Here is a 25,604-nt window from a genome sequence, read left to right as displayed (position 1 = left end):
CAATCCTTCAGGCCGCCGCGATCGCGCGGTGATAAGCATGTTCGAGTGTCGGTCGGCGCAACGCGAGGTGGTGAAGCACCTGTCGTTCCCCCACCAGCAGCGCGGCGATCGGTGCTGATGCGGTCGGCTGGTCGGGCGACGCGGTAACGAGCAACAGCCTGCCGCTGAGATCATAGGCGACCGCATAGCCCGCGCGGTCGAGCAGCTCGGCGCTTGCCACCAGGTCATCGGTCGCAATCTCGACTGCGGTCTGCTGGCCGAGCAGCGCATCCAGCGGCTGTTCGAGCAGCAACCGGCCGTGGTGGATCAACCCGACATGCGTCGCGACCTGCTCGATCTCGGCAAGGTGGTGGCTCGATACGATTAGCGTCGCGCCGTCGGTGGCGGGCAGACGGCGGATCAGGCTGCGCATATCGACGATCCCTTCGGGGTCGAGTCCGTTGGTCGGCTCGTCAAGGATCAGCAACTGGGGACGGCCGAGCAGCGCCCGCGCAATCGCCAGCCGTTGCCGCATGCCGAGCGAGTAGCCACCGACCCGCTGCCGTCCCGCACTCGCCAGATCGACGATCGCGAGCACCCGGTCGATCTCGCCATGGTCCAATCCGAGCAAGCGACGCGTAATGTCGAGATTCTCGCGGCCCGTGAGGTGTGGGTAAAGCGACGGATTCTCGATGAGCGCACCAACGCGGGGCAGCGTATCTCGGCCGACGCGGCGGCCAAACAGCTCGACCCAGCCCGAATCGGCGCGGAGCAGGCCGAGCGCCAGCCGGAGCGTGGTTGTCTTGCCGGCCCCGTTTGCTCCCAAAAAGCCGTAAATCGCCTGGGTCGGCACCGCCATCGACACATCATCGACAGCGATATGTCGCGCAAAGCGCTTGGTGAGGCTCCTCGTCTGAAGGGCAATGGGCATATTCGAATCCTTAAAGTCTTACTTAAAGTTGCAAATCGGGAAGTTTTAAGTCAAGCTTAAATTTTTAGGGATCGTTATGCTGCTCTGGATCACCCGCCCCGCCATCGCCTCAAAGGCCATTTTGGTCGTTTTCGTTGTGCTCTGTCTCGTTTTCGCGATCGAGCTGATCGGCATTCCGCGCAGCGTTGGCACCCCGCTCATCCTGCTCTATGACGTTATTCCAATGCCTTTTTTTCTTGCAGCGATCTGGAGCGTGCGGCGTGCCGTCATCCTGATCGGGGGCGGCGGTGCGCTCGAATTGCTGCTCTCGGCGTTGCTGTGGCGCGTCGGCGCGTCGCTTTTCCTCGGCGGGTTGGCGCTGGTTTTCGCGGCTCCGCTGCTGGTGCGGCTGTTCACCGGCAGCGGCAGCTACGCGCACTATGATTCATCGGCGATAACCGTGGGGGTCGTCGGGCTTGCGCTCATGATCGTCGCCAGGGTCGTGACCGAAGCGGGGGCGATGCGTGCTGAACTCGACGAGATCCTCTGATGCCCGTCACCGTCACGCTCGATCAACTGCTCGCCGCGCGGGGCATGACCGGCCGCGACTTGGCCGAACGGATTGGGTTGAGCGAAACCCAGCTCTCCATGTTCCGCTCGGGCAAGGTGCGCGGCATTCGTTTCTCGACGCTCGCCCGGATGTGCGCCGCACTTGAATGTACGCCGGGCGACTTGCTCGGCTATGCAATCGACCCGTCCGATCTGGCTGCCCCGCCCGAGGCGTGAGGCGCGCGATGCAGCAGCGACACCAGCACGAATGAAATGATCATCAGCAGATACCAGGCGCCAAGCTTTTCGGGCGACACAAGCTGCCAGCCGTCGCGCTGGCCGGGATAAAGCCAAGCCCGCGAGAAGGTGCCGATATTCTCGGCGCCCCAGATGAACAGCGCCACCAGCAACCAGCCCAGCAGCAGCGGCATTGCCCGCGCTGTGCGGAACGGGGTGAACCACACCGGTGTCCGCCAGAACAGCATTGCCGTGGCCGCGAAGAGCAACAGCCGGATGTCGGGCAGCCAATGATGCGTGAAGAAATTCACGTAGATGGCGGTCGCGAGCGTGATCGTTGTCCAGCGCGGCGGATAATGATCGAAACGAAAATCGAAAATGCGCCAGACCCGAGCGATGTAGCTGCCGACGGCTGCGTACATGAAGCCAGAAAAGAGCGGGACGCCGCCAATCCTGAGCACGCTTGGTTCTGGATAAAGCCAGGATCCGTGCGCTGTCTTGAATATCTCCATGATCGTGCCGACGATGTGGAAGGCCAGGATGACCTTGGCTTCGCGGAGTGACTCCAGCCGGAAGGCGATCATCCCGAGCTGGATCGCCACGGCACCGATCGTCAGAAAATCATAGCGGGCGAGCGGCGCGTCGGCGGGATAAAACAGATAGGTCGCGATCAGCATCGCCAGCATCAGCCCGCCAAACAGGCACGCCCAGCCTTGCTTGAAACCGAACAGCAAAAATTCATACGACCAAGTCGGCCAGCCTGGCGATGGCGTGAACGCTTCAAGCCGGGCGCGAACCCGCGCAAAACGCGTAGCGCCGCTCGGGGTAATCGGGTCAGCCAATCGGCGGGGGCTGGCGCTCGACCTGTTTCAGGTCAGGGTCGAAACTGGCCCAACTGGGCGCCGATGCCGTCCAGATCACTTCGGTAGGGCGCACGCTGTCCGGATCGTCGAGCGCACCGACCCGGATTGCAATGATGTCATGAAAATCGGCCATCCCGGTGAACATCGGCGTGCCACATACCGGGCAAAAGCCGCGCCGCATCGCGTTGCCGCTATCCGCGACGCTCTGATACCATTGGAGATTTCCGGTCACTGCAAGGTCGCTGGAACGATAGGCGGCATTGGTCGTGCCGTTGCCCGATCCCCAATATTGGCAATCCCGGCACCAGCATGTTCGCACGCGGAGCGGCGCGCTGGAGATTGCCACCCGCACCTGTCCGCACCGGCAGCCGGCGCCTTCGCTCATTTGTTCTGTTGCCGCTTGGCCATGAACGCCAGCCGTTCGAACAGCATCACATCCTGCTCATTTTTCAGCAGCGCGCCGTGGAGAGGTGGGATGGCCTTGGTTGGGTCGCGGTTCTGCAGCACGTCCAGCGGCATATCCTCGTGGAGCAGCAGCTTCAGCCAATCAAGCAGTTCCGACGTGCTCGGCTTTTTCTTCAGGCCCGGCACGTCGCGAACGTCATAGAAAATGTCCATCGCCTTGTTGACGAGGATCCTCTGGATGCCAGGAAAATGGACGTCGATAATCGCTTGCATCGTCTCGCGATCGGGGAACTTGATGTAATGGAAGAAACACCGGCGCAGGAACGCGTCGGGCAGTTCCTTTTCGTTGTTGCTGGTGATGACGACGATCGGGCGTTCGACCGCGCGGACAGTCTCCTTGGTCTCGTAGACATGGAATTCCATCCGATCGAGCTCCTGCAGCAGATCGTTGGGGAATTCGATATCGGCCTTGTCGATTTCGTCGATCAGCAGGACAGGGGGCTTGGGGCGGGTAAATGCCTCCCACAATTTGCCACGGCGGATGTAATTGCCAATGTCGTGGACGCGCTCATCGCCAAGCTGGCCATCGCGCAACCGGGCAACGGCATCATATTCATACAGGCCCTGCTGCGCCTTGGTCGTGGATTTGATGTTCCATTCGATCAGTTCGGCATCGATCGCTTTGGCGATTTCATAGGCAAGCACCGTTTTGCCGGTGCCGGGCTCACCCTTGACCAGCAACGGTCGGCGGAGCGTTACGGCAGCGTTGACGGCAACCTTCAGATCATTGGTTGCCACATAGCTTTGCGTGCCCTCGAAGCGCTTCATGCAATCATCCCTGCCAGATTCGAATATCCGGTTCGGAGATAGAGGCATTTTGGCCATGCGCGCAAGCCGGGGCGCACGGGGTAATCGGGTCAGCCTTGGCTGCGCCTATTGGCGATCGCGGGCGCTTGTTCGCGCTTCCAGCAAATCCCATAAGCCGCGATGCTGGGCCAGGACTTGCTGCACGCCAAAGGCCATTGCCCGCTCTACTGCCGGATTTTCGGCAACCTGAGCGACAATGGTTTCGGTCTCGGCGGCAAGCGGCAAAGCATAAGCGGGCGGCTCGATACCGAAGCGGCGGGCCGCTGCCTCCATGATCTGCCGCATGGCTGCCCAATCGCTGACGAGTGCGACCGCAGCACCAATCGCGCATCCGGTACGGTCCGACTGGGCAAGCATATCCAGCGCGTGGCGCTGCGATGCGACGGCGGCCTCCGATTCGGCCTGACCGGGTGTAGACGGCAGCGGACCAGCGGCGGACGCCAATTTAGCGAGTAAGGCGCGTTCCACGGCAAAACCCTCAACCGCGACTTCGAGCCAAGCCTGGGCAGCGGGTTGCGAATTACGGGCAAGCGCGTGATCGATGATGCCTGGCTGGCGCCCATGCAACAGGCACAGGGCATGGACGGCATCAGCAATGTCGCGAACCGGCAATTGTTGGGCCGTCAGCCGGGCCATTATTGCATGTTTGTGGCTTCCATCTGCTGCGATCAGCGCGACGACGATGCTTCGTCCAGCACCCTGGATCCCCAGTGCCGCTGCCCGATCGGATGATTCTTCCGGTTCCGATGCCATGACGTTTTGTTGATCCCCGATAGATTGCCCGGACACCCCGGTTCCAATCACCTATCGGGCACACATATACTGAACCGCGTAAAGACGCGGTTTATAAGCGCTTAAGCCTGTCTCAACGCTTATCGAACCACGACGGCGACAGCGATCGCCTCGACAATCGATCCGCGCCTGATCGGGCTCAGTCCCAGCCTGACGGGGCGAGGCCTGGCGCCTGCCACGAGCAGCATCGCATCGGCAATCCGCGACATTTGCTGGTCAATTGCTGCCTCAATAGCCGCGTCTACAGTTGCTCTGCCGGCAGGCTCAAACAGCGTGGTGAAGCGTGCGTCGGCCAACACCTGAGGTTCGACGCCAACCAGCACGGCTAATGCCACGACCGGTGCTTCCAGAAATCCCCGGAGCGACAGGCGAACATGGGCCATCATGCCAGTTGCGATCATTGCTTCGGTTTCAGCGACGGCATGGGCTCTGGCAGCAGCGAGGCTGTCGATGACCGTAACATCGTGCACGAGCAGAATAGCCCCGGTGTCGCACGGATGAATGGTGACACTCAGCGTGCGTCCGGCAAAGGGCGCGGCATATTCTGCCGTTTCGACCAGGCCGGACGCCATTACCCGCTGTGCTGCTTCATTCAACAGCAGCATGGCGACGCTCGCCGCCAGCCCCACCAGGGGAGCACCGGGCTGTGCCCGCTCACCAAAATAACCACGTGCAGCCCGGCTTGCGGCAATCAACTTCATGTCGTGATCGATCAGCAGGATGATGTCGCGTGTTACGTCGAGCAGCGTCTCTACACCGGCATTGGCACCGGCTTCGGGTTCCCCGTCATGAGGCGCACACAAGGCCTGCATGATTTCCACCGATGTCAGCACCAGACGCGGCCGGCCGCGATGCAGGACGTAAACAGGTTCGCGTGTCGCGCGATCTTGCCAGATGCCGAAATGGCGGACAAGTTCGGATGCGGTGACGACATTTGTGCCGTTTAGCGGACGTGGTAGAGATGATATGACCATGTGAATATTTCGCAACGTGCGCCGCCTGAGCGCAAGGGATTTGCTCCATTTTGGATGTAGCTGCCGAACATTGGGCAGGCGCTTGTTTCGCGAGCGTTCATGTTGGGCAGATTAGGTTCTTTTGATCTGGCAGGTCGTTATGGGGAGCACCAAGACCAATGCAGTTGCGGCAAAGCGCGGCCTTTTGTGTATTTTTCGTACTGATTCTTGGCGGTAATGCGTCACCCGCGCAGCAAGCGAGTGCCGAGTCAGCAGCCGGTCCTGAACTCACGGTTCGCCCTGGCGAGGTGGTTACCGCGACGGTAGAGGGGGCACCCGCCGCCATTCGCGTTTTGTCTGGCGGACCCGATCGGTTGCTGCTTGACCCGGATTATGTCGCCCGTCGCGGGATCAAGCCAGCGCCGTTTCTGGGCAGGGGAAACCTCAACGTCGCCGGGCGGCGCGAGTTCAAGGGGTGGAATCGCCCGCTTGATTTTGTCATCGACGGTGTGCGCCAAAAGGGCAGAGCATTCTGGTTTGCCGGTGCGCCGCCGATCGAGGGCGATGGTACGATCGGTCCCTGGGCCCTGCCGCAGTCCCGCGTTACCTTGGTGTTCGGGGGCAATGATGCCCGGACACAGCGACACGATTTTCCGCTGTTCGGCGACATTAGCTCGTCCAGTTTCACAGGTTATCGGGGAGCGACCTTCGGCCTGGCGGTGTCGTTCGATCTGGACGCTACGGAGCAATATCCGGTCGCGTCAGCAGCGGCGGGGGCAGCGATTGCTAAGGCCTATGGTGGTCAGTTGAGCGGGCCTAGCTGGGATATCGACATCCTCCTTGGCGTAAAGCGCCCGGTGCGGTTGATGACGCTGTCACAACCTTTTGTTTTTGGGCCTTTGTCCTTTGATCGGATTGCGGTGCGCGTCCGTGACCGGATCGATTCAGCCGGGCGCGGCGACCCAATTCCTGACGGTACCGAGGACCCATCTGAAATTGTCGTCGCTGCCACGAAAAAGGGACCTCAGCCCCGATACGGGTTGAACATCCCCCGCGCAGGGCTGTCGCGATGTTCAAAACTAACCTTCGACAAGGCGGCAAAACGGATCGAGCTGTGGTGCAATCCAGCCTGATAATGCCGATCCGCCCGCTCTACTGATCCAAAAACGACCGCATTTTCCGCGACCGACTCGGGTGCTTGAGCTTGCGCAGCGCCTTCGCCTCGATCTGGCGGATGCGCTCGCGCGTCACGCTGAACTGCTGGCCGACCTCTTCAAGCGTGTGATCGGTGTTCATGCCGATGCCGAAGCGCATCCGCAGCACGCGCTCCTCGCGCGGGGTGAGACTCGCCAGCACGCGCGTGACCGTTTCCTTCAGGTTCGCCTGGATCGCCGCATCAACCGGGATCACCGCATTCTTGTCCTCGATGAAGTCGCCGAGATGCGAATCCTCCTCGTCGCCGATCGGCGTTTCGAGGCTGATCGGCTCCTTGGCGATCTTCATCACCTTGCGGACCTTTTCGAGCGGCATGCTCAGCCGCTCGGCCATTTCCTCGGGCGTCGGCTCGCGGCCCTGCTCGTGCAGGAACTGGCGGCTGGTGCGGACCAGCTTGTTGATCGTTTCGATCATATGGACCGGGATGCGGATCGTGCGGGCCTGATCAGCGATCGAGCGGGTGATCGCCTGACGGATCCACCAGGTGGCATAGGTGCTGAACTTGTAGCCGCGGCGATATTCGAACTTATCGACCGCCTTCATCAGGCCGATATTGCCCTCCTGGATCAGATCCAGGAACTGCAGGCCGCGATTGGTGTATTTCTTGGCGATCGAGATCACCAGACGCAGGTTTGCCTCGACCATTTCCTTCTTGGCGATCCGCGCTTCGCGCTCGCCCTTCTGGACCATGTTGACGATGCGCCGGAACTCGCCCAGCGACATGCCTGTCGCCTGACTAATCTCCGAAATCTCGATGCGAACGCGATCGACGGCATCGCCTTCATTGGCAACAAACGCTGCCCATTTTTTGTCGAGCTTGCCAACCGTGGTCAGGAAGCCTTCGTCGAGTTCGTTGCCAATGTAGCGATCAAGAAAGTCCTTGCGCGGCACCTTGTGGCGCTCGGCCAGGCGCAGCATCTGGCCGCCAAGCGCGGTCAGCCGACGATTAAACGCGTAGAGTTGATCGACCAGAAATTCGATCTTGGCGTTGTGGAACTGAACGCTTTCGACCTCTGCCGTCAATTCTTCGCGTAATTTCTGATATTTGCGCTCGTCGGCATTCGAAAGCTCGCCGCCCGCCGCCATCGCGTCGAGCCGACCGGCCTGCATTTTCGAGAATTTCTTGTAGAGCGACGTGATGTTGGCGAATTTTTCCAGCGCCTGCGGCTTCAGCTGCTCTTCCATCTGCGCGAGCGAAAGGGTGTTATCCTCTTCCTCATCGTCCGATGGGCGCGGCGTGCGCCGCTCGGTCATCGAATCTTCTTCTTCGTCAACCGATGCCTCTTCGGGCTCGGCTTCTTCCTTGAACGAAGGACCGGCATTTTTCTCGGAAATCTCGCCATCGGCCGAATCATCGTCATCGGTGAGCGATTCGGGGGCAGGGTCCTTGGAGAGCATCGCATCAAGATCGATAATCTCGCGCAGCTGCATCGTGCCTTCATTCAGCGCGGTCGACCAGTCGATGATCGCGTTGAAGGTGATCGGGCTTTCGCACAGCCCCAGGATCATCGTGTCGCGGCCAGCCTCAATCCGCTTGGCGATGGCGATTTCGCCTTCGCGGCTGAGCAGCTCGACGGCGCCCATTTCGCGCAGATACATGCGCACCGGATCATCGGTGCGGTCGATCGTTTCTTTTTTCTTTTCTAGCGCAGGCGCGGCTTCTTCGGTGGCATCAACCGATTCGACCTCTTCCTCTGGCGAATCCTCGCCATCGGCGTCTTCGCCAGCTTCGTCATTTTCGACGATGTTGATGCCCATCTCGCTCAGCGCCGAGGTGATATCCTCGATCTGATCGGAGGTCATGTCCTGCGGCAGCCCCTCGTTGAGCTGGTCATAGGTAATATAGCCGCGCTTCTTGGCGCGTGCGATCAGCCGTTTGATCGACGCATCATTCAAGTCGATCAGCGGTGCGTCACCGGATTCTGTCGTGTCGGTCGCGTCCGCCATAGTCGCCTTCGCCATTAACTGCCCTCAGTATCAAGAGTTCGTGCGTCTTCGTTCGCTTGGCACAGATTTGCAAGCCGTGCTTCGAGCGCCTGTTGTTCCTTCACCAGCGCCACTTGCCGTTCAAACGCCTCTTCAGAGAAACGCATGGCCAGCGCCGCTGTTGCATCGGCCAGCGCCCCATCCACCTCGGGACGCGCGACCAGGATCGAAATTGCCTCGCCAAGATCGGCACTTGCGCGTCCGGGCGCCGCCATTTTCTGGGTAAAGGAATAAGGTGTTGCATCTGCCCGGAGCAAATCTGTCGCCATTTGATCAAATCCGGAATTTGCCAATATGGTGCGCAGTCGCTCGCTATCAAGCGCCTGATCTTCAATCGCGACATCGACCACTGCTTCGAAGAGTCTCCCCAGTGCGCCGCCAGCGAATCGCAGCGATCCCAATACCTCGACATGCCGCGCTATTTCAGCTGGATGCCGGATCAGTCCAGCAAGCACGGCCTTGGCCAGCACCGGATCGATGCCGCTCGCCTTTACGCCCTGCGCTTGTGGGTGATCGCCACCGGCGGGTGGGGCAGGGCGCCATTTGCCGCCCTTTTGGGTGTTGGCAGGGCGCGGCGCATTCCACACGCGCGGCGGCGGCGCAAAATGCGCATCGAAGCGACGGCGGAAATCGCTGAGATATTCATGCTTTACCGATGGATCGGCAATGGCCTGGGCAAGCTCGTTCAGCCGTTGCTTCAGCCCAGCGCGCTCTTCGGGCGTACCGAGCGGGCCAGCGGCGAGTTCGCTTGCCCAGAGCCGCTCGACGAGTGGCTGGGTCTCGGCAAGTACCGCCTCGAAGGCGGCAGGCCCCTTGGCGCGGACCAGATCATCAGGGTCCTGACCGGGTGGGAGTGTCGCAAAGGCCAGGCTCCGACCTGGGGCGAGCATTGGCAAAGCGCGATGCGCGGCGCGAAGTGCGGCCTTCTGTCCAGCACTATCGCCATCGAAGCACAGGATCGGGACATCGGACAGCCGCCATAGTCGCTCGAGCTGCGCCTCAGTCAGCGCCGTGCCGAGCGGGGCGACCGCCTCGCCAAACCCCGCCTGCGCCAACGCGATCACGTCCATATAGCCTTCGACGACGATCACGCGGCCGGCCTTCCGGCTCGCCGCTGCCGCCTTGTCGAGATTATAGAGCGTGCGCCCCTTGTCGAAGAGCGGCGTGTCGGGCGAATTCAGGTACTTTGGTTCGCCATCCCCGATCACCCGCCCGCCAAAGGCAATCACCCGGCCACGTGGATCGCGGATCGGGATCATCAGCCGGCCCCGGAACCGGTCATAGGGTTCCTTCTCATCGACCTTGATCAGCAGCCCGGCCTCGACCAGCAACGAATCGCCATAGCCCTTTAGCTGCGCCTTCAGTTTGCCCCGGGAATCGGGCGAAAAGCCCATGCCGAACGCCTGCGCCGTCTCCGCCTTGATCCCGCGCTTTTCCAGCACCGCGCGCGCCTCGCCACCGGCAATGCCCATCAGCTGTTCGGTGAACCAGACTGCGGCATCATCCATCGCCTCGTAAAGCCCCTTGGCCGCTTCCGCTTTTTGGGCAGCGCGCGGGTCCATCGCGGGCAATTCCATCCCCGCCGCCTGCGCCAGCTCCTTCACCGCATCCATGAAAGGCAACCCGCGCTGATCGGTCATCCAGCGGATAGCGTCGCCGTGGGCAGAACAACCGAAGCAGTGATAAAACGCCTTGTCGTCGTTGACGTAGAAGCTTGGCGTGTTCTCATTGTGGAAGGGGCAGCATCCTTTGAACTCACGCCCCGCCTTGGTGAGCTTCACCGTCTTGCCGACAAGCGCGGACAGCAAGGTCCGCGCGCGCAGTTCGTCAAGGAATTGGGCGGAAAGGCTCACCTCAGCTCAGCGCCGCCTTCACCAGCCCGCTCGCTTTGCTCATGTCGAGGCTGGTCGCATGCCGCGTTTTCAGTTCGGCCATCACCCGGCCCATGTCCTTCATACCGTCGGCGCCCAGCTCTGCCTTGATCGCCAGGATCGCCGCGGTGGTTTCCGCCTCGGTCATCTGTTGCGGCAGAAATGCCTCGATCACAACGATCTCGGCGCTCTCGGCATCGGCGAGTTCCTGACGGCCGCCCTTCACATACATGTCGATCGATTCGCGGCGCTGTTTGACCATTTTCTGCAGCACTTCGACCACCAGCACATTATCGTCATCCGGCGACTTACCGGTGCGCGCCTCGATATCGCGGTTCTTGATCGCTGACTGGATCAGGCGGATGGTGGCGGTGCCCGCCTTGTCGCCGCCCTTCATGGCGGTGACGAGCGCGGTCTTGATGTCGTCGCGAATCATTTGTGGTCCTTTTCGGTAATCTTTACCCGTAGCGCGACCCGGCGATTTTTAACAGATTGACGCTGCGGTCCTGCGTCTCTAGCTGCGGTGCCTTAGCGACATCGACAGCTTTATCAGGAGCGCCCACACCCATGGCCGACGCCAAGCCCCTACGTGCGTCCAGCGCTGCGCCTGAAGGAGCCACCGGCGTTCTGGTGCTCGCCAATGGCGAAATCGCGTGGGGGCGGGGCTTTGGCGCGGAGGGCGCGGCGGTGGGCGAGGTCTGCTTTCACACCGCGATGACCGGCTATCAGGAGATCATGACTGATCCGAGTTTTGCCGGGCAGATCATCACCTTTACCTTTCCGCATATCGGCAATGTCGGCGCCAATGCCGATGATATCGAGGCCGACGATCCCCATGCGCTCGGCATGATCGTGCGCGAAGACGTTACCCCGCCTAGCAATTTCCGCGCGGTCGAGCCGCTGGATGTGTGGATGAAGAAGCATAACCGCATCGGCCTGTCGGGCATTGACACCCGCGCACTCACCCGCCGCATCCGCTCGGGCGGGGCACCCAATGGGGTGATTGCGCATGCGGCGGACGGCAAGTTCGACATCCCCGCGCTGTTGGCCCAGGCACAGGGCTGGCCGGGGCTGGAGGGCATGGACCTCGCCATCGATGTCACCACGCAAACGCATTTCGGCTGGGAAGGCGGCGTATGGCGGCTGGGGGCGGGGTATGGCGACGGTGCTTCGACTTCGCTCAGCACGAACGGGGAGGGGCTGGGTCTTCAACCACAGCCGTTCGCCCTGAGCGCAGTCGAAGGGCAAGCGCACCGCCCCCATGTCGTCGCGATCGATTACGGCGCAAAGCGCAACATCTACCGCAACCTTGTCGCCGCCGGCGCCCGCGTCTCGGTCCTCCCCGCGACCGCAACCTTCGATCAGGTGATGGCGCTCAACCCCGGCGGCATCTTCCTCTCCAACGGCCCCGGCGATCCCGCTGCGACCGGTGAGTACGCCGTCCCCGTCATCCGCCAGCTGCTGGAGACGAAACTCCCGCTGTTCGGCATTTGCCTCGGCCACCAGCTCCTCGCGCTCGCGGTCGGCGGGCAGACGACCAAGATGTTCCAGGGCCATCGCGGCGCCAACCACCCGGTCAAGCGGCTGAGCGACGGCGCGGTCGAGATTACCAGCATGAACCACGGCTTCGCGGTGGAACGGGACTCGTTGCCCGGAGGCGTGCGCGAAACGCACGTGTCGCTGTTCGACGGCAGCAACGCGGGGATCGAACTGGAAGGCGGTCGGGCGTTCTCGGTGCAATATCACCCCGAGGCGAGCCCGGGGCCGCAGGACAGCTTGTATCTGTTTGAGCGGTTTGTGGGGATGATCCGCGAGCGTGCCGCGTGACCGCGCCGAGCGCGCCACTAAGGGCCGGTCAGCCGCGCTCGCTTGCCGTTGGGCATGGCGCGCCCACTGCCACGGCGCGTTTGGCGCAGGTGCAGTTATTGCGCAGCATTGATGGCGGGGAAGCGGCGCTGGGTGGGCCGATTGAAGCCGAAGGGGTACTGCGCCTGGTGGCGATACCCGGATCTGGCGACGTCACCTATCGTCCGGGCTTGGCCACCGCCGTCCCTCTGCCGGGGCATCATGGCGGGGAGAACATCCTCGCAATCGATCCTCGAGGCGGCACGGGACTGGGTGCCTTCCCGCCTACGCACGATTCATCTGTTCGCCGCTCGCGCGTCATGCCGGTTGATCCGCTCGGTGCGCGGGGTGGCGTGCGCTGGCTTCGCTGGGGCGTGGCGGTGCTCGCTGTGCTGGCGCTGGTCGCGCTGGTGGCGCGGTTGACGCCATGACAGTTCTACCGATCGTCAGCGACGGCGCGGCTCCCTCTTCCCGGCGGGGAGAGGGTTGGGGTGAGGGGGAGCGCGCTCTTGCGCTTTTGGCGTGCCCTAAGTGGCCCAGGGATCGATCAGCTCAACCCCGGTCCATTCAAAATCCCTCACGTTCCGCGTGGCAACCGGAATCGAGCGATATTGCGCCTGCGCCGCGATCAGCATGTCGATCACTTGCGGCTGGCGCGCTTTCACTTGCGGGTGGGCTGCGATCCGGCCGTAGCAATCAGCGTCGTCATCCCCGAACGGCAGCGTGTGGTGATAATAGCGGCTACGCAATCCCTCCAGCCATGGTTCGAGAAACGGGCGCTTCCGCGCCGCCGCTGGCAGCGCGATACCGTACTGGATTTCCGCTACCACCAGCACCGACAGCGCCAGGTCATCGTCATGCGCTTCTAACCAAGCCAGCACGGCAGGGTCGCCGGCTGGCTTGGTCAGTTCGCTCCAGACGTTGGTGTCGACAAGGATCAAAAGTCCGGCGCCTCGAGGGTCGGATTCAGGCGCGGTGGCAAGTCCAGGCTTGCCCCGTTCGCGAGCCGACGCAATTCGGCCATCGCATCCTTAGCGGTCAGATATCGGATGTCGGCATATTTCCGGCGGTCGAGCACGCCGTCGAACAGGTCGTCACCTTTACCATTTGCCGCCTCGATCAACGCGCGCACAATTTCCTCTCCGGATGGCTGATGACCAAATGTCGGTGCTGCTTCGGCAACATGGCTTACGCGAGCGTCGCCGAAATCAGCCTCGATGATCAGCGTGCGGAGATGCTCCTCCATCGACCTGCCATGCGCCGCCGCCACCTGGCGGAAACGAAGCTTGGCCTCGTCGGGGATATTGCGGACCGTAAGCGTCGCCAAAGCCGATCTCCTTTTGCAATCAATGTATTCAATGAAAGCATTGCCGTCAATGCCTAAGCGCACCGACATCTCCTCCATCCTCGTCATCGGCGCGGGGCCCATTGTCATCGGCCAGGCGTGCGAGTTTGATTACTCCGGCACGCAGGCGATCAAGGCGTTGAAGGAGGATGGCTACCGGATCATCCTCGTCAATTCGAATCCCGCCACGATCATGACCGATCCCGAGCTGGCGGACGCCACCTATGTCGAGCCGATCACGCCCGAGATCGTGCGGAAAATCATCATCAAGGAGCGGCCCGATGCGGTGCTCCCCACGATGGGTGGGCAGACCGCGCTCAACACCGCGCTCGCTTTGTTCAACGACGGCACGCTGGCGGAATTCGGCGTCGAGATGATCGGCGCGGATGCCGAAGCGATCGACAAGGCCGAGGACCGCCAGAAATTCCGCGACGCGATGACCAAGATCGGCCTCGAATCCGCGCGCTCCGGCATCGCGCATACGCTCGACGAGGCGCTCGCCGTGCTCGAACGCACCGGGCTACCCTCCATCATCCGCCCGAGCTTCACCATGGGCGGCACCGGCGGCGGCATCGCCTATAATCGCGAGGAGTTCGAGGTCATCGTCCGCTCCGGACTCGATGCGTCGCCTACCACCGAAGTGCTGATCGAGGAATCGCTGCTCGGCTGGAAGGAATATGAGATGGAGGTGGTGCGCGACCGCGCCGATAACGCCATCATCATCTGCTCTATCGAGAATATCGATCCGATGGGCGTCCACACTGGCGATTCGATCACCGTCGCGCCTGCGCTGACGCTGACCGACAAGGAATATCAGATCATGCGCAACGCGAGCATCGCTTGCCTGCGCGAGATCGGCGTCGAGACGGGCGGATCGAACGTGCAGTTCGCGGTCAACCCCGCCGATGGCCGGCTGATCGTCATCGAGATGAACCCGCGCGTATCGCGCTCCTCAGCGCTGGCGTCGAAGGCGACCGGCTTCCCCATCGCCAAGGTCGCGGCGAAGCTGGCGGTGGGGTACACGCTCGACGAGATCATGAACGACATCACCGGCGCCACGCCCGCGTCGTTCGAACCGACCATCGACTATGTCGTCACCAAGTTTCCGCGCTTCGCGTTCGAGAAGTTCAAGGGTGCCGAGCCGCTCCTCAACACCGCGATGAAATCGGTCGGCGAAGTGATGGCGATCGGCCGCAACATCCATGAATCGATGCAAAAGGCCCTGCGCGGGCTCGAAACCGGCTTGAGCGGCTTCAACCAGATCGACGCGTTGGTCGGCGCACCGCGCGCTTACATCGAGGCCGAACTGGCACGCCCGACGCCTGATCGGTTGCTGGTCGCAGCCCAAGCGCTGCGCGAAGGCTTCACCGTCGCCGAGGTCCATGCCATCGCCAAATACGACCCCTGGTTCCTGGAGCGCATCGCCGAAATCGTCGCGGCGGAGGAAGAGGTCTCCACGAACGGCCTGCCGCGCGATGCAGCGGGGATGCGCCGCCTAAAGTCGATGGGCTTTTCCGACAAGCGGCTGGCCTATCTCGCGCTTAAGTCAGTCAATATGCGCGCGGGGTCTGAGACAATGGCGCGTAGTTCGGGCCTTATCGGTCAGGTCGCGAAGGCGATGGCGGGTGGCGTCACCGAAAGCGAAGTCCGCTCGCTGCGCCACAAGCTCGGCGTGCGCCCAGTGTTCAAGCGGATCGACACCTGTGCCGCTGAGTTCGATGCGAAAACGCCCTATATGTACTCGACCTATGAAGCCCCCAGCTTCGGCGAGCCCGAATGCGAGAGCCAACCGACCAACGCGCGAAAAATCGTGATCCTGGGCGGCGGGCCGAACCGGATCGGGCAGGGCATCGAGTTTGATTATTGCTGCTGCCACGCCTGCTTCGCGCTGCACGATGCGGGGTATGAGACGATCATGGTCAACTGCAACCCGGAGACGGTGAGCACCGACTATGACACCTCCGACCGGCTCTATTTTGAGCCGCTTACGGCCGAAGACGTGCTCGAAATCCTGCATATCGAGCAGCAGAATGGCACGCTGGTGGGCGTTATCGTCCAGTTTGGTGGCCAAACTCCGCTCAATCTCGCCAAGGCGCTCGAGGATGCCGGTATCCCGATCCTCGGCACTAGCCCCGATGCGATCGACCTCGCTGAGGATCGCGAGCGCTTCGCCGCGCTGATCACCAAGCTCGGCCTGCGCCAACCCGCCAATGGCATCGCGCGCAGCCGTGACGAGGCGATCGCGGTGGCGCAGCGGATCGGTTATCCGGTGTTGATGCGGCCCAGTTATGTGCTGGGTGGCCGCGCGATGGAGATCGTCGACGGGCCCGACCAGCTCGACAATTACATCCAGACGGCGGTCCGCGTGTCGGGCGACTCGCCCGTCCTGATCGACCAATATTTGCGCGACGCGATCGAAGTCGATGTCGATGCGATCTGCGACGGCACGGATGTGTGTGTCGCGGGCGTGCTCCAGCATATCGAGGAAGCGGGCGTCCATTCGGGTGACAGCGCCTGCTCGATCCCGCCCTATTCGTTGTCGGCTGATGTCATCGCTGAGATCGAGCGGCAGACGACGGTGTTGGGCGGGGCGCTCTCCGTCAAAGGGCTGATGAACATCCAGTTCGCGGTGAAAGACGGGCTGGTTTGCCTGATCGAGGTCAATCCCCGCGCCAGCCGGACGGTCCCGTTCGTCGCCAAGGCGATCGGCGCGCCTATCGCCAAGATTGCAGCGCGGGTGATGGCGGGTGAAAAGCTTGCGGATCTGCCAGCGGTTGATCGCCATATCGATTATTATGCGGTGAAAGAGGCGGTTTTTCCCTTTGCGCGCTTTCCCGGCGTCGATCCTGTGCTCTCACCGGAAATGAAGAGTACCGGCGAAGTCATGGGAATCGATCCCGATTTTACGCTCGCCTTCGCCAAGGCGGAGCTGGGGGCGGGGACAATCCTGCCGCGCGCGGGCACGGCCTTTGTCAGTGTGAAGGACAGCGACAAGGCGGTTATCCTTCCGGCCGCCCGCACCTTGGTCGAGCAGGGCTTTGGTATCGTCGCGACGGGCGGCACGGCCGATTTTCTAATCAGCCATGGTGTGCCCGTTGAGCGCGTGAACAAGGTTGCGCAGGGCAGACCGCATATTGTTGACCGGATTAAGGATGGCGATGTCGCGCTGATCTTCAACACTACCGAAGGCTGGCAATCGTTGAAGGACTCGCAACCAATCCGCGCCTGCGCTCTGGCACAGAAGATCCCATATTTCACGACAGCCTCGGCCAGCGTGGAGGCGGCGAAGGCAATTGCAGCACTTTCAACGCAAAGCCTTGAAGTACGTCCATTGCAATCCTATTATTCCCATTCGCATAGTTGACCCCGACATTGATAAATGCGTGCGGGCGGACCCTGTGGGTCTGCGCGGGAACAGGGATTTTTACGAAGGACGCGATCAATGGCGACGGTAGACAAGATGCCGATGCTGCAGGAAGGCTATGATAAGCTTTCCAAAGAACTGAAGCGGCTCAAGGCCGAACGTCCGCTCATCGTTGACGCGATCGAGGAAGCGCGTGCACATGGCGATCTGTCTGAAAATGCCGAATATCACGCCGCCAAGGAACGGCAGGGCCAGATCGAGGCCTCGATCAGCGATATCGAGGATAAATTGTCGCGCGCCCAGATCATCGATCCGAAGGAAATGTCGGGCGACAAGGTGGTGTTTGGCGCAACGGTTACCCTGATGGACGAGGACGACAAGCCCATCAGATACCAGATCGTCGGGCAAACCGAGGCGGACGCCAATGTCGGGCGTATTTCTTACAATTCGCCGCTTGGTCGCGCGCTGATTGGTCGCAAAGTTGACGATGAAGTTGAGGTGACGGTGCCGTCGGGCGATCGTTATTACCTTGTTTCAAAGGTGGAATTCATCTGAGACGCTCAGCGCTTGACGAGACTCCCGCAACCATCATCATTGCCGGGCTGACGATCGCCGTTTCGGTCTTGATCACCTTGATCGGCATCGAGGGCTATGCTGCGATTGGCGCGGGGTTCATTCCAGCGAGCCTATCGGTAGATCTGGTCGCACCGCAGGGCATCATCCTGCTGCCATTCTGGCTGACGCCGCTGACCGCAACATTGGTGCATGGCGGCTTTTTGCATCTCGCGCTCAATATGGTGATGCTGGTTTATTGCGGACGACTGCTTGAGCGGGCGCTTGGCGCGGCGGGCACGGTCTTGCTTTATGTCGTCGGCGCCTATGCAGGTGCAGCCGGGCATTGGGCGTTCGGACCGATGTCGGCAGCGCCGATGATCGGGGCGAGCGGCGCGATTTCAGCGATCCTGGCTGCTTATGCGATGCTGTTTGCCGAGCGGCCCGTACCTGCAATCGGACCCATCCCCTCGCGCGTGGTGCGCGTCGTCTGGTTGGCGGCGGCTTGGATCGTGATCCAGTTGCTGATTGGCTTTGCCTCGGGTGGCGGGCTGCAACCGGTGGCGGTGGGCGCGCATATTGGCGGATTCATCGCCGGGCTTGCGCTAGCCCGGCCGCTGTTGCTTTGGCGCTACCGATCGGCCTGATTGGCGACCCGCCAATGCTTCACTCTTTGGCTGGAGCCATTAAGTCGGGCTGGACCAGCCTGTGCAAATGCACCACGACATATTTCATCTCGGCATCATCGACGGTGCGCTGCGCTGCGGCGCGCCACGCTTTTTCTGCGCTCTTATAGTCGGGAAAGATGCCGACGATATCGATCGACTCCAGATCATCGAAATCCAGGGTCATTGGATCATCCACCCGACCGCCAAAGACGAGATGTAGTTTGTTCATCGTGAGCGGCCCCTCAGAAAAGCCCGCGCTTAGCCCGAAGCGGGCCGGTTTTGAAGATCAGTTCTCGTTCGCGCCGGGCTTTGTTGCATGGGACGCGGCCTCACCGGCGGTCTTGACCGCGGTGACGACCCCGTCGAGCAGTTTGGACACCTGCGCGCGGGCTGCTTCTCGGCTGATGCCAGCGGCGACCAGTTCGGCTGTTCCTGCATCACGGGCGGCGCGGGCGGCGGTCACTGCCCCCTCGGTCAGCCGCTTGCCGACTGGCCCTAACATGGCGGTTTCGCGTTCGGTGCGGGGCAGCAACACGCCTGCGAGCACGCCGACGGCGATACCACCGACGAGTACGGACAGCGGGTTATTCTCGATGGTGTCGACCGTCCGTCGGGCCGCATCCTGTGCGGTATCGACGACATTATCCAGGGCCTTGCTGGCGGCCTGGGTGGCACCACTATGCTTATGGGCAAACGGATTATGGGGATCACTCATCGGATTTCCCTTCCTGGGGCTGGGGCTCGCCAATTTGGTCGTCGGTCTCTTCTAAACGCGCTGCAGAAGCTGCGGTTGTACCATGGTCTGCAAAGGCATCGCTAATCCAATCGCGCGCAAAAATCGCCACTAGTGTCGCGCCAATGCCGATCAGGGGACCGGGGTTGTGCTGCGCCGCTGCCAGCGTGCGGCGCGCGATAGCAATCCCGGTTTCGCGCAGCTCTTCAATCGCGTCGCGCGCCAGCGCACGCGGATGAAGGCGCGCCTGAATATCAACCAGTGTGCCGGTGAGCTGGCTACGGGCCGCCGCCGCAGCGATTTCGGCGCGGGCGCGCTCTTCTTCGATATCGCTCATCGCGGCTTGTCCTTGATGTCGGTCGCCTGGCGAATCTTGATCATCGCGATCCAGGCGAGCAACCCGGCAATCGCCATCGATCCGCCAAAGACGGCCGCTGTCGCGCCGATCGCGCCAAGCTGCTGCCGCAGGATTACGATCAGGCCAACAAGCAGCGCGATCATCGCCGATTGGGCAAGGAAAAGGCTTGCCAGCAGCATGATGACAGCGCTGCGAACCTCCACCAGCCGCGCAAACAGCGTGGCGCGATAGAGCTTTAATTCGGCGCGGACGAAGCGTTCGGCATCGTCGACCAGCCGCGCAAACAGCGCGACGATCGAATCGTCCTCCGGGCCTTCCTCGCTTGGTCCGTCCTCGTCCATCCCCCGCCGACCGTCCGTCAGGCGTCGGGGGCGGTTGGGGTGTCGCTTGCATCATCGGCAGCATCAAGTCCGGCCTTGACCAGCCGAGCCACGACAAAGCCAAGCGCGGCGGCAATGCCGATGGCGACGGCCGGGCTCTTGCGGACAAAGGCGGTTGCATCCGCCATCAGATCCTCAATCTCCTTGCCCTTCAGGCTTTCGGAAAAGCCGGCAATGCCTTCGGCTGCGGTGCGGGCATATTGGCCATATTGCGGGCCGATTTTTTCATCGACTGTGGTGGCGGCGTCTTCCATCAGCCTGGAAACTTCGTCGAGCGCCCCACCGGCGCGATTTTTGCCCTCGGCGACGTAGTCGCGGGCCTTGTCGGTCGCCTGGCGAGCGAGCTTGCCGGCACCGTCCTTGATCGTCTGCGCGGCGCTTGTGGGCATTTCAGCCGGGATGACGGCCGATGCCAGCGGCAAAGCTTTGGCCTTGACCCCGGCGCTGCCCGGTCCGTCCTTGATCGGGGCCTGCGGCACGGCGCGCTTCCTTGGTGCCTTTGGCGTTGTGTCGTTCGTGTCTTTGGCCATGATGAAGAGACCTTTCCCGTTCAATCGTAAACAACGGTCACCAGCTGTTTGCGTTCCAGTCGCGTAAGCGAATTGCTCCCCGTAAACGAACCGGATAGAGCCGCGCCAACGCTTGCACGCCTGTGCAGCCCCAGCATTAGGAGCATCATTTCATGACCGCAATCATCGACATCCATGCCCGCCAGATTGTCGATAGTCGCGGCAACCCCACGGTCGAGGTGGATGTGATGCTGGAGGATGGCAGCTTTGGCCGCGCGGCGGTGCCATCGGGCGCGTCGACGGGTGCCTATGAGGCGGTCGAACGCCGCGACGGGGACAAGACGATGTGGCTGGGCAAGGGCGTGCAGGGCGCCGTCGATGCCGTCAATGCCGACATCGCTGAGGCGGTGCTGGGGATCGACGCCGAGGATCAGCGCGAAATCGATCAGGTGATGATCGAGCTCGACGGCACCCCCAACAAAGCGCGGCTGGGCGCGAACGCGATTTTGGGTGTCAGCTTGGCCGTCGCCAAGGCAGCGGCCGATGCGCGCGGTATGCCGCTCTATCGCTATGTCGGCGGCGTTTCCGCGCATGTGCTGCCAGTGCCGATGATGAACATCATCAATGGCGGCGAACATGCCGACAACCCGATCGACTTCCAGGAGTTCATGATCGTGCCGATCGGGGCCGATTCGATCTTTGATGCCGTGCGTTGTGGATCGGAGATTTTTCACACGCTGAAAAAACGGTTGCATGACAAAGGGCTCGCGACGGCGGTCGGCGATGAAGGCGGCTTTGCGCCCAACATCGCCTCGACCAGCGACGCGCTTGATTTCATCATGGGGTCGATCGAGGCGGCGGGATACACGCCGGGCGACGACGTGATGCTCGCGCTGGATTGCGCCGCGACCGAATTTTTCAAGGACGGTGCCTATCATATCAGCGGCGAGGGCAAGGTGCTTAATCCGCAAGAGATGGCAGGTTATCTCGCTGATCTCGTCTCGCGCTACCCGATCTTCTCGATCGAGGACGGGATGAGCGAGGATGACTTCGAGGGCTGGAAGGCGCTGACCGACCTGATCGGCGACAAGGTGCAGCTGGTCGGTGATGATCTGTTCGTCACCAATCCGGAACGGCTGCGCATGGGCATCGACATGGGCCTCGCCAATTCGTTGCTGGTCAAGGTCAACCAGATCGGCACACTCACTGAAACACTGGCCGCGGTATCAATGGCCAATCGCGCGGGCTACACGGCAGTGATGTCGCATCGATCGGGTGAGACCGAGGACGCGACGATCGCCGACCTCTCTGTTGCGACCAATTGTGGACAGATCAAGACCGGCAGTCTGGCGCGCAGCGATCGGCTGGCCAAATACAATCAGCTGATCCGGATCGAGGAAGAATTGGGCGACATGGGCCGTTATGCCGGGCGCAGTATAATCCGCAAAAATAGGCCTTGATCGCCGAGTCGCGGTAGTCCAGAATCATCGAATGTCAGGTTCTTCCACCCTCAAGATTATTTTGCGCCGCGCCGGCCCCCCGGCGCTGGCGCTGATCGTGATGGCGTTCTTTGGCGGCTATGCCGTGGTCGGGCCGAATGGGATGTTTGCTTATGGCGATTACAAGCGTGAGCTGGCAGCCCGCGAAGCCGTTTATGCAAAGCTCGATAAACAGCGCACCGTGCTGAAAAACCGTGTGGCGCTGCTTGATCCAAAGCACACCAATCCGGACATGGCCGAAGAACTTGTGCGCAAGCAGCTGAAGCTGGCGCACCCGGATGAGGTGATCGTACCGCTCAACTAAGCGCTTTAAGAACCTGCCAGCAATTGCATGCGGCGGGTGACTGGGCTTATAGCCGCGTCTCCCCAGGAAGAAGAGGTCTTGTTGACCGTGGCAAAACCACCCGCGCGCAGCCGCAAAAGTGAACCGCCCCTCCCGAACCGCGAACGCCCGGACGAGCCAACCCGGTTTGACGCCAGCAAGGATCAGCTGCTTGAATTCTACAAGCAGATGCTGCTTATCCGCCGGTTCGAGGAAAAAGCCGGTCAGCTTTATGGTCTTGGGCTGATTGGCGGGTTCTGCCATCTGTACATTGGCCAGGAAGCCGTTGCGGTCGGGCTGCAATCCGCGCTGTCGGACAAGGATAGCGTGATCACCGGCTATCGTGACCATGGCCATATGCTGCTTTGCGGCATCCCGCCCAAGGATGTGATGGCCGAACTGACCGGGCGCCAGGCGGGCATCTCCAAGGGCAAGGGCGGCTCGATGCACATGTTCAGCGTCGAGCATAAATTTTATGGCGGGCACGGCATCGTCGGCGCGCAGGTGTCGCTAGGCACCGGGCTTGGCTTTGCGCATAAATATAAGGGCGATGGCGGTGTGTGCCTCGCCTATTTCGGCGATGGCGCGTCGAACCAGGGCCAGGTGTATGAAAGCTTCAACATGGCCGAGCTATGGAAGCTGCCGGTCATCTATGTGATCGAGAACAACCAATATGCGATGGGGACCAGCGTCAATCGCGCCTCATCAGAGGATCAGTTGTTCCGGCGCGGCGAATCCTTCCGCATTCCGGGCCTGCAGGTCGACGGCATGGATGTGCTTGCCTGTCGCGCTGCCGCCGAAACGGCGCTCGCCTGGGTCCGTGCAGGGAAGGGGCCGATCATCCTGGAAATGAAGACCTATCGCTATCGCGGCCATTCAATGTCCGATCCCGCCAAATATCGCTCCCGCGATGAGGTGCAGGCGGTGCGCGAAAAGTCCGATCCGATCGATCATTGCAAGAAGGAGCTTGAGGGGCTGGGCGTGACCGAGGCTGACCTGAAGGCAATCGAGGCAGCGATCCGCAAGACGGTGAACGAAGCCGCCGATTTTGCCGAAAGCGCGCCCGAGCCCGAGCCCGGCGAGCTGTATACCGATGTGCTGGTGGAGCGTTACTGATGGCCGTCCAAATCAAGATGCCAGCGCTCTCACCAACAATGGAAGAGGGTACGCTCGCCAAATGGCTCGTCAAGGCGGGCGACACCGTCAAATCGGGCGATATCCTGGCCGAAATCGAGACCGACAAGGCAACGATGGAATTCGAAGCCGTCGATGAAGGCGTGGTCGCCGAGATTCTGGTGGCCGAAGGGACCGACAATGTGAAGGTCGGCACGGTGATCGCCACGCTGACGATGGAGGGCGAGGAAAGCGGAGCATCAGCCCCCGCGTCGGCACCGCTCACCAAGGCCGAAGAACCTGCCAAACCTGCAGCGCCCGCGCCACAGAAGGCGGAGAGCGACCCTGCGGAAAATGTCACCGACAAGGTGGCGGCCATTGGCGACCCCGCCATTCCTGCCGGCACCGAAATGGTCAAGATCACCCTGCGCGAAGCCCTTCGCGATGCGATGGCTGAGGAAATGCGGCGCGACGAGCGCGTTTTCGTGATGGGGGAGGAAGTCGCGCAATATCAGGGCGCATATAAGGTCACGCAGGGCCTGCTCGACGAATTTGGCGACAAGCGGGTGATTGATACGCCGATCACCGAATATGGCTTTGCCGGTATTGGTGCTGGCGCAGCAATGGGGGGCCTCAGGCCCATCGTCGAGTTCATGACCTTCAACTTTGCGATGCAGGCAATTGATCACATCATCAATTCAGCCGCCAAGACCAATTATATGTCGGGCGGGCAGATGCGCTGCCCGATCGTGTTTCGCGGCCCCAACGGCGCCGCCAGCCGGGTGGGCGCGCAGCATTCGCAAAATTATGCACCCTGGTATGCCAGCGTCCCCGGCCTGATCGTGATCGCGCCCTATGACGCCGCTGATGCCAAAGGGCTGCTCAAGGCCGCGATCCGCAGCGAAGACCCGGTTGTTTTCCTGGAAAACGAGCTGCTTTATGGGCGCTCTTTCGAGGTGCCGAACCTTGCGGATCACGTCCTGCCGATCGGCAAGGCGCGGATCATGCGCGCTGGCGCGGACATGACGATCGTCAGCTATTCGATTGGCGTCGCGCTCGCGCTAGAGGCCGCCGAGGCATTGGCGGCTGAGGGGATTGATGCGGAAGTGATCGATCTGCGCACCTTGCGTCCGCTCGATACCCGCACCGTGCTCGATAGCCTGAAGAAGACCAACCGCATGATCGTCGTCGAAGAAGGTTGGCCGACCTGTTCGATCGCGTCGGAGATCATCGCCGTTGCCATGGAGCAGGGCTTTGATGATCTCGATGCGCCGGTCTTGCGGGTGACCAATGAAGACGTGCCGATGCCCTATGCCGCCAATCTGGAAAAGCTGGCCTTGGTCGATGTCGCGCGCGTCGTGGCGGCAGCCAAGAAGGTCTGCAATCGAGCCTGATCAGCAAGTCGATGCGGTTACCCCAGTGACCGGATAGACTTGGGTGGTATCGCGCTTGTCGCGAACGATCATTGAGGCGATTTCGGTCATCGATGCCGATGGCACCAGGCTCGTCTGCACGATAGGTCTATATTCGTAATAGATTTCGACGAACATTACCGCGCCATTGTCTGGCGCGGTGACCTGGCGGCCGGTGGGGCCAATGCCGGTTAACGCTGTCGTTCCGCTGCCGACCGGATATTGGCGGGCATAGGTGGTTTTTGCGCCATAACAGCGCCGCCAGCCAATCTTGTAGGTCCCCGCCGTATTCGGGCTTGCCGTCGGCTCCAGGCTGGTAACGATAACCCGGCCATTGGCTTGCAGATTAAGCTCGCTTGATTGCAGGTTGGCACCAACGAACAGATCGTTAATGTCGGCCTCGGTGATTGTCTTGGCGACGAGCTGGCTGCCGGAGCCAATTCGCGCGGCGTTATCTGCCAGATGCAGCGCGATCTGGCTCATCCGCATTTTGGTGCCGATATAATTGGTCATCTCTGCGCCGCTCAGGCTCATCACCAGCAAAATCGGCAGCGCAAAAGCGAATTCGAGCAGGGCGAGCCCACTCGTGTCGCCGCGCAGGCGAGCGAGCAAGCGGGAAAAAGCAGCCCGGCGGATCATGGGCAATTCCTCGTTACCGGCGCGCCATAGGCTGCCTGGTCGTCATAGGGTTGATTCTTCAAAATGGTCGCGGCCTTGACGGTCGTCGTGTTGCCGATGTTGACCAGTCGATACAGCGGAAACATCCGCTGATAGCTGACGGTTACGGTATAGAGCACAGCGTCCTTGGCACCGCCCTGGCCGGCATTGCCGCCGTCTGAATCCCAGGTGCCATTGAGATTGGCATCTTCATAGGGTT

30 protein-coding genes are annotated in these 25,604 nt (G+C 61.6%); 12 read left to right on the top strand and 18 right to left on the bottom strand.

From position 1 onward, the window contains the following. Positions 1-7 precede the first annotated feature (7 nt). The gene (locus B7Y43_RS02575; protein WP_374130040.1) at positions 8-910 is read right to left on the bottom strand and encodes an ATP-binding cassette domain-containing protein; all 903 of its coding nucleotides are present in this window, start codon (positions 908-910) and stop codon (positions 8-10) included. A gap of 76 nt (positions 911-986) precedes the next feature. Between B7Y43_RS02575 and B7Y43_RS02570 the strand changes: the two genes are divergently transcribed. Both B7Y43_RS02570 and B7Y43_RS02565 read left to right on the top strand, forming a co-directional pair. Beyond that, the gene (locus B7Y43_RS02570; protein WP_374130039.1) at positions 987-1,439 is read left to right on the top strand and encodes a hypothetical protein; all 453 of its coding nucleotides are present in this window, start codon (positions 987-989) and stop codon (positions 1,437-1,439) included. Next, positions 1,439-1,675 carry a helix-turn-helix transcriptional regulator gene (locus tag B7Y43_RS02565; protein ID WP_374130038.1) on the top strand — a complete coding sequence of 79 codons (237 nt, stop codon included), beginning with the start codon at positions 1,439-1,441 and terminating at the stop codon, positions 1,673-1,675. The genes B7Y43_RS02570 and B7Y43_RS02565 overlap by 1 nt, the downstream gene beginning before the upstream one ends. On the opposite strand, the gene B7Y43_RS02560 is transcribed toward B7Y43_RS02565, so the two are convergent. The 5 genes from B7Y43_RS02560 to B7Y43_RS02540 form a co-directional block, all read right to left on the bottom strand. Continuing rightward, positions 1,630-2,517, bottom strand: coding sequence for a DUF817 domain-containing protein (locus B7Y43_RS02560; RefSeq protein ID WP_374130037.1), 888 nt, complete (start codon positions 2,515-2,517; stop codon positions 1,630-1,632). The genes B7Y43_RS02565 and B7Y43_RS02560 overlap by 46 nt on opposite strands. Continuing rightward, entirely contained in the window at positions 2,510-2,923 is a 414-nt protein-coding gene (locus tag B7Y43_RS02555; protein ID WP_374130036.1) for a GFA family protein, read from the bottom strand. Before B7Y43_RS02555 ends, B7Y43_RS02560 begins: the two co-directional genes overlap by 8 nt. Next, positions 2,920-3,771, bottom strand: a complete 852-nt coding sequence (locus B7Y43_RS02550) for a MoxR family ATPase (protein WP_374130035.1) — start codon at positions 3,769-3,771, stop codon at positions 2,920-2,922. Before B7Y43_RS02550 ends, B7Y43_RS02555 begins: the two co-directional genes overlap by 4 nt. 105 nt (positions 3,772-3,876) lie before the next feature. Further along, complete coding sequence (locus B7Y43_RS02545) at positions 3,877-4,563, bottom strand: hypothetical protein (RefSeq protein WP_374130034.1); 687 nt, start codon at positions 4,561-4,563, stop codon at positions 3,877-3,879. Between the two features lie 119 nt (positions 4,564-4,682). Further along, positions 4,683-5,576, bottom strand: a complete 894-nt coding sequence (locus B7Y43_RS02540; RefSeq protein WP_374130033.1) for a hypothetical protein — start codon at positions 5,574-5,576, stop codon at positions 4,683-4,685. Between the two features lie 158 nt (positions 5,577-5,734). On the opposite strand from B7Y43_RS02540, the gene B7Y43_RS02535 reads away from it, so the two are divergent. Beyond that, complete coding sequence (locus B7Y43_RS02535; protein WP_374130032.1) at positions 5,735-6,688, top strand: hypothetical protein; 954 nt, start codon at positions 5,735-5,737, stop codon at positions 6,686-6,688. A gap of 19 nt (positions 6,689-6,707) precedes the next feature. On the opposite strand, the gene rpoD is transcribed toward B7Y43_RS02535, so the two are convergent. Genes rpoD through B7Y43_RS02520 form a run of 3 tightly spaced genes read right to left on the bottom strand, consistent with a single transcriptional unit; the run spans position 6,708 to position 11,063 of the window. After that, positions 6,708-8,732 carry a sigma-70 family RNA polymerase sigma factor gene (rpoD, locus tag B7Y43_RS02530; RefSeq protein ID WP_374130031.1) on the bottom strand — a complete coding sequence of 675 codons (2,025 nt, stop codon included), beginning with the start codon at positions 8,730-8,732 and terminating at the stop codon, positions 6,708-6,710. Beyond that, positions 8,732-10,609: a DNA primase gene (dnaG, locus tag B7Y43_RS02525; protein WP_374130030.1), complete on the bottom strand. Its 1,878-nt coding sequence runs from the start codon at positions 10,607-10,609 to the stop codon at positions 8,732-8,734. The genes rpoD and dnaG overlap by 1 nt, the downstream gene beginning before the upstream one ends. A gap of 1 nt (position 10,610) precedes the next feature. Continuing rightward, positions 10,611-11,063, bottom strand: a complete 453-nt coding sequence (locus tag B7Y43_RS02520) for a GatB/YqeY domain-containing protein (protein ID WP_374130029.1) — start codon at positions 11,061-11,063, stop codon at positions 10,611-10,613. 131 nt (positions 11,064-11,194) lie between these two features. On the opposite strand from B7Y43_RS02520, the gene carA reads away from it, so the two are divergent. Both carA and B7Y43_RS02510 read left to right on the top strand, forming a co-directional pair. Further along, entirely contained in the window at positions 11,195-12,454 is a 1,260-nt protein-coding gene (gene carA / locus B7Y43_RS02515) for a carbamoyl-phosphate synthase small subunit (RefSeq protein ID WP_374130028.1), read from the top strand. After that, on the top strand, positions 12,451-12,903 hold the full coding sequence (locus B7Y43_RS02510) for a hypothetical protein (protein WP_374130027.1): 453 nt from the start codon (positions 12,451-12,453) through the stop codon (positions 12,901-12,903). The genes carA and B7Y43_RS02510 overlap by 4 nt, the downstream gene beginning before the upstream one ends. A gap of 96 nt (positions 12,904-12,999) precedes the next feature. On the opposite strand, the gene B7Y43_RS02505 is transcribed toward B7Y43_RS02510, so the two are convergent. Together B7Y43_RS02505 and B7Y43_RS02500 are read right to left on the bottom strand one after the other, a co-directional pair. Beyond that, entirely contained in the window at positions 13,000-13,413 is a 414-nt protein-coding gene (locus B7Y43_RS02505; protein WP_374130026.1) for a type II toxin-antitoxin system VapC family toxin, read from the bottom strand. Beyond that, positions 13,410-13,862, bottom strand: coding sequence for a hypothetical protein (locus B7Y43_RS02500; RefSeq protein ID WP_374130025.1), 453 nt, complete (start codon positions 13,860-13,862; stop codon positions 13,410-13,412). Before B7Y43_RS02500 ends, B7Y43_RS02505 begins: the two co-directional genes overlap by 4 nt. Between B7Y43_RS02500 and carB the strand changes: the two genes are divergently transcribed. The 3 genes from carB to B7Y43_RS02485 all read left to right on the top strand — a co-directional run bounded on the left by carB (position 13,849) and on the right by B7Y43_RS02485 (position 18,380). Further along, positions 13,849-17,181 (top strand): carbamoyl phosphate synthase large subunit, encoded by a 3,333-nt coding sequence (gene carB / locus B7Y43_RS02495; protein ID WP_374130024.1) that lies wholly within the window; start codon positions 13,849-13,851, stop codon positions 17,179-17,181. The two genes, B7Y43_RS02500 and carB, sit on opposite strands and share 14 nt — an antisense overlap. Positions 17,182-17,259: 78 nt before the next feature. After that, a complete protein-coding gene (gene greA, locus B7Y43_RS02490) occupies positions 17,260-17,736 on the top strand; it encodes a transcription elongation factor GreA (protein WP_374130023.1) in 477 nt (158 codons plus the stop codon). 68 nt (positions 17,737-17,804) lie between these two features. Then, on the top strand, positions 17,805-18,380 hold the full coding sequence (locus B7Y43_RS02485) for a rhomboid family intramembrane serine protease (RefSeq protein ID WP_374130022.1): 576 nt from the start codon (positions 17,805-17,807) through the stop codon (positions 18,378-18,380). 19 nt (positions 18,381-18,399) lie between these two features. Here the strand turns inward: B7Y43_RS02485 and B7Y43_RS02480 are convergent, their stop codons facing one another. The 5 genes from B7Y43_RS02480 to B7Y43_RS02460 are packed head-to-tail and all read right to left on the bottom strand — an operon-like array spanning position 18,400 to position 20,402. Further along, positions 18,400-18,630 (bottom strand): DUF4170 domain-containing protein, encoded by a 231-nt coding sequence (locus tag B7Y43_RS02480; RefSeq protein ID WP_374130021.1) that lies wholly within the window; start codon positions 18,628-18,630, stop codon positions 18,400-18,402. 57 nt (positions 18,631-18,687) lie between these two features. Continuing rightward, positions 18,688-19,116: a hypothetical protein gene (locus B7Y43_RS02475; protein WP_374130020.1), complete on the bottom strand. Its 429-nt coding sequence runs from the start codon at positions 19,114-19,116 to the stop codon at positions 18,688-18,690. Then, a complete protein-coding gene (locus B7Y43_RS02470) occupies positions 19,109-19,471 on the bottom strand; it encodes a hypothetical protein (protein ID WP_374130019.1) in 363 nt (120 codons plus the stop codon). The genes B7Y43_RS02475 and B7Y43_RS02470 overlap by 8 nt, the downstream gene beginning before the upstream one ends. Further along, positions 19,468-19,833: a phage holin family protein gene (locus B7Y43_RS02465; protein ID WP_374130018.1), complete on the bottom strand. Its 366-nt coding sequence runs from the start codon at positions 19,831-19,833 to the stop codon at positions 19,468-19,470. The genes B7Y43_RS02470 and B7Y43_RS02465 overlap by 4 nt, the downstream gene beginning before the upstream one ends. Positions 19,834-19,850: 17 nt before the next feature. Continuing rightward, positions 19,851-20,402, bottom strand: a complete 552-nt coding sequence (locus tag B7Y43_RS02460; RefSeq protein WP_374130017.1) for a hypothetical protein — start codon at positions 20,400-20,402, stop codon at positions 19,851-19,853. Positions 20,403-20,554: 152 nt separating this feature from the next. On the opposite strand from B7Y43_RS02460, the gene eno reads away from it, so the two are divergent. From eno to B7Y43_RS02440, 4 genes are all read left to right on the top strand, one after another. Further along, on the top strand, positions 20,555-21,841 hold the full coding sequence (eno, locus tag B7Y43_RS02455; protein WP_374130016.1) for a phosphopyruvate hydratase: 1,287 nt from the start codon (positions 20,555-20,557) through the stop codon (positions 21,839-21,841). A gap of 31 nt (positions 21,842-21,872) precedes the next feature. Next, positions 21,873-22,184, top strand: a complete 312-nt coding sequence (locus B7Y43_RS02450) for a septum formation initiator family protein (RefSeq protein WP_374130015.1) — start codon at positions 21,873-21,875, stop codon at positions 22,182-22,184. Between the two features lie 87 nt (positions 22,185-22,271). Continuing rightward, positions 22,272-23,318 (top strand): pyruvate dehydrogenase (acetyl-transferring) E1 component subunit alpha, encoded by a 1,047-nt coding sequence (gene pdhA, locus B7Y43_RS02445; RefSeq protein WP_374130192.1) that lies wholly within the window; start codon positions 22,272-22,274, stop codon positions 23,316-23,318. Further along, positions 23,318-24,709: a pyruvate dehydrogenase complex E1 component subunit beta gene (locus tag B7Y43_RS02440; RefSeq protein WP_374130014.1), complete on the top strand. Its 1,392-nt coding sequence runs from the start codon at positions 23,318-23,320 to the stop codon at positions 24,707-24,709. Before pdhA ends, B7Y43_RS02440 begins: the two co-directional genes overlap by 1 nt. On the opposite strand, the gene B7Y43_RS02435 is transcribed toward B7Y43_RS02440, so the two are convergent. Continuing rightward, positions 24,710-25,366 carry a TadE/TadG family type IV pilus assembly protein gene (locus B7Y43_RS02435; RefSeq protein WP_374130013.1) on the bottom strand — a complete coding sequence of 219 codons (657 nt, stop codon included), beginning with the start codon at positions 25,364-25,366 and terminating at the stop codon, positions 24,710-24,712. Next, complete coding sequence (locus B7Y43_RS02430; protein WP_374130012.1) at positions 25,363-25,524, bottom strand: hypothetical protein; 162 nt, start codon at positions 25,522-25,524, stop codon at positions 25,363-25,365. The genes B7Y43_RS02435 and B7Y43_RS02430 overlap by 4 nt, the downstream gene beginning before the upstream one ends. Between the last annotated feature and the right edge of the window lie 80 nt (positions 25,525-25,604).

Source organism: Sphingomonas sp. 28-62-20 (assembly GCF_002281505.1).
The sequence above is the reverse complement of the archived record's forward strand: the minus strand, read 5'-3'. Positions and strand labels throughout refer to the sequence as shown.